Source organism: Microcystis sp. M53598_WE2, assembly GCF_030067735.1.
In the GTDB taxonomy this organism is placed as follows: Bacteria; Cyanobacteriota; Cyanobacteriia; order Cyanobacteriales; family Microcystaceae; genus Microcystis; species Microcystis aeruginosa.
In genome coordinates this window covers 1-1,623 of the sequence record NZ_JASJFE010001083.1, presented here as the reverse complement: position 1 = coordinate 1,623, position 1,623 = coordinate 1, and the positions used below count along the sequence as shown (strand labels likewise).

2 protein-coding genes are annotated in these 1,623 nt (G+C 42.6%); one reads left to right on the top strand and one right to left on the bottom strand.

The features are described from left to right. Positions 1 to 26: 26 nt before the first annotated feature. The gene (gene hemE / locus PX636_RS22085; RefSeq protein ID WP_288118924.1) at positions 27 to 1,076 is read right to left on the bottom strand and encodes a uroporphyrinogen decarboxylase; all 1,050 of its coding nucleotides are present in this window, start codon (positions 1,074 to 1,076) and stop codon (positions 27 to 29) included. A gap of 194 nt (positions 1,077 to 1,270) precedes the next feature. On the opposite strand from hemE, the gene PX636_RS22080 reads away from it, so the two are divergent. Then, complete coding sequence (locus PX636_RS22080) at positions 1,271 to 1,504, top strand: four helix bundle protein (protein ID WP_288118921.1); 234 nt, start codon at positions 1,271 to 1,273, stop codon at positions 1,502 to 1,504. Positions 1,505 to 1,623: the final 119 nt, after the last annotated feature.

The following is a 1,623-nucleotide window of genomic DNA, read 5'->3' as shown; positions in this document are numbered from 1 at the left end:
ACATTTCCCCTGTTCCCTGAGTAACTTTATTGATAACTAAATCTTTTAGCGGTTTCAAAGAAGAAACGCACGTTATCTTCAGGAGTTCCCACCAAAACACCATGACCTAAATTGAGAATATGACCTTGATTACCCGCTTTACGAATAGTATCAAGAATCCGCTCGCGAATAAAGGACTGGGAACCGAATAAAACCCCCGGATCGATATTACCTTGAACCATCATCGATTTACCTAAACGCTGTCTCGCTTCCGCCATATCGACGGTCCAATCGACGCTAATAATATCAACCCCCGATTTACCCATTCTTTCCAAAACGCCAGCACTGCCACTAATGTAGAGAATTAAGGGTGTATCGGGATGGGTTTCTTTCACCAAACGAACTACTTTTTGTTGATAGGGTAAGGCAAAAACATCGTAATCTTGGGGAGTTAATTGACCCGCCCAAGAATCGAACATTTGTACCACTTGCGCCCCACAATCAATTTGATAACGGACATAGGTGGCGATCATATCCGCTAATTTATCTAAAAATTGGTGCAGTACCGAGGGTTCCGAAAAAGCCATCCCTTTAATCACAGAATAACTTTTAGAACCTTTCCCTTCCACTGCATAGGCTGCTAAAGTCCAAGGCGCTCCGACAAAACCGAGGACAGTGGATTTGTTTCCCACCTCTTGACGTAGGGTTTTTAAAATCGTTTTGATAAAAGGTAAAGACTGATCGGGATCGAGGGGATTAAGTTGGTCCACCTGCGCTTGAGTACGAATGGGAGAATCGATAATCGGCCCCTTACTTTCGATAATATCAAAGGGAATACCAATTCCCGCCAGGGGAGTGAGGATATCGGAGAACATGATCACCCCATCTGGTTGAAAAGCGCGCCAAGGTTGCAGGGAGATTTCGATCGCTAAATCGGCATTTTCCGATCTTTCCCGAAAACTGGGGTATTTATCCCGCAATTCTCGATAAATCTGCATATAACGTCCTGCTTGTCTCATCATCCACACGGGAGGACGGGGTAAGATTTCTCCTTTGGCAGCGCGTAATAAATAAGGTATTTCAGGGGAGTCAGTCATATCAGGATGATTATTCTATTGCCTTTTCTACGGTATCATCCCCCGTACAGCTAATTTTTCTAGTTTTTCCTTAAGAATTGTTAACGAAAGTTATCCCTCTTTGCATTGAAACTGGGTACTGGAAATTGTAGTACAATCTTTTGGGTTGAGACAGGGTGTAGAGTGTAGGCTATAGGGATAAGTTGATAAAATCTATGGCGGATTCAAAAATTCAATCTTACCGAGATTTAAGAGTTTGGCAGGAGGCCGTAAATTTAGCTGAAAGTTGCTATCGTCTCACTAAAACTTTTCCCAAAGAAGAGCTTTATGGGATGACAACACAGATTCGCCGAGCTTCGGTGTCAATAGCAGCGAATATTGCCGAGGGGTATGGACGCAAAACCAGGGGAGAATATCTGAACTTCCACCATACATATCTACTACAATAGCCGAAAACCCTTATCCATCAATGGATGCACCCCCTTAACTTTTCTTAATGTACCCATGTAACTTGTAATATTTCTTAATGGACAAGAATTCTCTCCATTTGCTAAAATGATAGCCATGT